Here is a 2,731-nt window from a genome sequence, read left to right on the forward strand (position 1 = left end):
GGGTCGGACCAATCGGTCCGACCCCGTTTTTCGCTAGACTGACCCAGACGCCCGATCACAGGCACCCGATCAACGGCACCCGAAGACACACGCCCGAACACAGCGACGATTTCACCGGGTACAGACCTGCCCGCACGGAAGAAGGACTCTATGACAAGCACCCCTGTTCACGAATCCAGCTACGCCAGCCGAGCCCTCCGGACGCATCGCCGCCGTGTACTGCTCAAGCTCTCCGGCGAGGTCTTCGGCGGCGGCAAGATCGGCGTCGATCCCGACGTCGTGGCCGCAGTCGCCCGCGAGGTCGCACCCACCACCGAGGATGTCGAGGTCAGCATCGTCGTCGGCGGCGGCAACTTCTTCCGCGGAGCCGAACTCTCACAGCGCGGCATGGACCGCACCCGCGCCGACTACATGGGCATGCTCGGCACCGTGATGAACTGTCTGGCCCTGCAGGACTTCCTCGAACAGGCGGGTGTCGACACCCGTGTGCAGACCGCGATCCCGATGTCGCAGGTCGCCGAATCCTATATTCCCCGCCGCGCCATGCGGCACATGGAGAAGAACCGTGTCGTCATCTTCGGCGCCGGCGCCGGACTCCCGTACTTCTCCACCGACACCGTCGCCGCTCAGCGCGCACTCGAGGTGCACGCCGATGAGGTGCTCATCGCCAAGAACGGTGTCGACGGCGTCTACACCGCCGACCCCAAGGTCGACCCGAATGCCGAGAAGATCGCCGAGATCAGCTATCTGGACGCCCTGCAGCGCGGTCTCAAGGTCGTCGACGCGACCGCCTTCAGCCTGTGCATGGACAACAAGCTGCCGATGCACGTCTTCGGGATGGAAGGCGAGGCCAACCTGCGCAAAGCCATCATCGGTGAGAAGATCGGCACGGTCGTCCACTGACGCACGCCCCGATCGTGGCGGCAGGCCGCCTGGCATCCACGCAGGTGAGAACATTCCTGTGACGGTGCGGTGCGGCATTTTTCAGTGTTGACCCATAGAATGAACCCTAAGCTTTAAGAGATGGAAAGAGGCAACCGTGATTGAAGAGACACTGAACGAAGCCAGAGAGAAGATGGACAAGGCCGTCGAATTCACGCAGGAGGACTTCGCGTCGATCCGCACCGGCCGGGCCAATCCCGCACTGTTCGCCGATATCGAGATCGACTACTACGGTGCACCGACGCCGCTGCAGCAGCTCGCCTCGTTCCAGACGCCCGAGGCTCGCACGATCCTCGTGACCCCCTACGACAAGGGCACGCTGACCGATATCGAGACTGCTCTGCGCAATTCCGACATCGGTGCGAACCCTGCCAACGACGGCAACGTCATCCGCGTCGTCCTCCCGGACCTCACCGAGGAACGCCGCAAGGAGTACGTCAAGATCGTCAAGGGCAAGGCCGAAGACGGCAAGGTCTCCATCCGCAACATCCGCCGTCACGCCAAGGAGGCGCTCGAACGCATCAAGAAGGACGGCGAGGCCGGTGAGGACGAGGTCACTCGCAGCATCTCCGAGCTCGACGATCTGACGAAGAGCAGGGTCGACAACGTCGACAAGCTGCTTGCGCAGAAGGAAGCCGAGCTGCTCGAGGTCTGATGATCGCCGTGACTGGGTCCGACAGCCCCGCGACTGATCCGGCTCCCCTCGGGGAGCCGGATCAGTCAGGCGAGGCCGCGCGGGTTGAGACCCCTTTCCCCAAACGTCGAGACCTGCGCAATTCGGACAGGCCGTATTCGCCCGACGATCCGGAGTCGAACCCCACCGCCGAGGCGGCTGCTGCCGCAGCCGAACCGGAACCGAAGGACTACGGCCGGGCCGGGCGGAACCTGCCGGCCGCGATCGGCATGGGACTGCTCATCGGCGGCGTGGTTCTCGCGTCCCTGATCTTCCTGCCGATCTCCTTCCTCTTCATCGTCCTCGTCGGCATCGTCGCCGCCATGTGGGAGCTGGCGAACGCCCTGTCACGGTCCGGCTCCCTGGTCTCCCGCGTACCCACCATGGTGTCGGCCGCCTGCATGGTCGTCGCCACCTTCATCGGCGGCCGTGAAGCACTGTGGGTCACCTTCGCCGCCAGCGCCGGAGCAGTCATGCTCTTCACGATGGTCGAGCGCCGGAAGAACGCAGTCAAAGACGTCTCGCTCTCCCTCTTCGCTCTCACCTACGTCGGCCTCATGGCCTGCTTCATCGTCTACATCCTCACCCAGCCGGACGGCAACTTCTACGTCATCATCTTCCTCGCCGCCGTCGTCGCCTCCGACACCGGCGGCTATGTCTTCGGCGTGCTGTGGGGCAGACACCCCATCGCCCCGCGGATCTCCCCGAAGAAGTCCTGGGAGGGCTACCTCGGCTCCACCGTCTTCGCCGCAGCGGTCGCAACGGTCCTGGCGATCACGGTCGTCGGCGCCCCGTTCTGGACCGGGCTCGTCATCGGCGCGGTCATTCCCGCTTTCGCCACCCTCGGCGACTTCAGCGAATCGATGATCAAGCGCGACCTCGAACTCAAGGACATGGGCACCCTGCTGCCCGGCCACGGCGGTGTGATGGACCGCCTCGACTCGATCCTGCCGACCGCCCCTGTCGCGCTCGTCCTCTTCTCAGTCCTGCCCGGCTACCTCTGAGCTGATCGCCGAGGCGGCTGATCGACACCGCGTGAACCGACCATTCCGAGCCGACCGCCCGACGTGGCGGCTCGCACACGACAGGCGCGCGGCGAACATGAGACAATGGCCG

At 64.9% G+C, this 2,731-nt stretch carries 3 protein-coding genes; all 3 read left to right on the top strand.

The window, feature by feature from the left end; translation table 11 throughout:
* Positions 1-150: 150 nt before the first annotated feature.
* The 3 genes from pyrH (at position 151) to ACTIIH_RS14280 (ending at position 2,619) form a co-directional block, all read left to right on the top strand.
* Positions 151-903: a UMP kinase gene (gene pyrH / locus ACTIIH_RS14270; RefSeq protein ID WP_441090747.1), complete on the top strand. Its 753-nt coding sequence runs from the start codon at positions 151-153 to the stop codon at positions 901-903.
* 136 nt (positions 904-1,039) lie between these two features.
* On the top strand, positions 1,040-1,597 hold the full coding sequence (gene frr / locus ACTIIH_RS14275) for a ribosome recycling factor (RefSeq protein ID WP_441452573.1): 558 nt from the start codon (positions 1,040-1,042) through the stop codon (positions 1,595-1,597).
* Positions 1,597-2,619 carry a phosphatidate cytidylyltransferase gene (locus ACTIIH_RS14280; protein ID WP_441452575.1) on the top strand — a complete coding sequence of 341 codons (1,023 nt, stop codon included), beginning with the start codon at positions 1,597-1,599 and terminating at the stop codon, positions 2,617-2,619. The genes frr and ACTIIH_RS14280 overlap by 1 nt, the downstream gene beginning before the upstream one ends.
* Positions 2,620-2,731 lie beyond the last annotated feature (112 nt).

Origin of the sequence: Brevibacterium sp., assembly GCF_052105255.1 — a bacterium.
Lineage (GTDB): Bacteria > Actinomycetota > Actinomycetes > Actinomycetales > Brevibacteriaceae > Brevibacterium > Brevibacterium linens_B.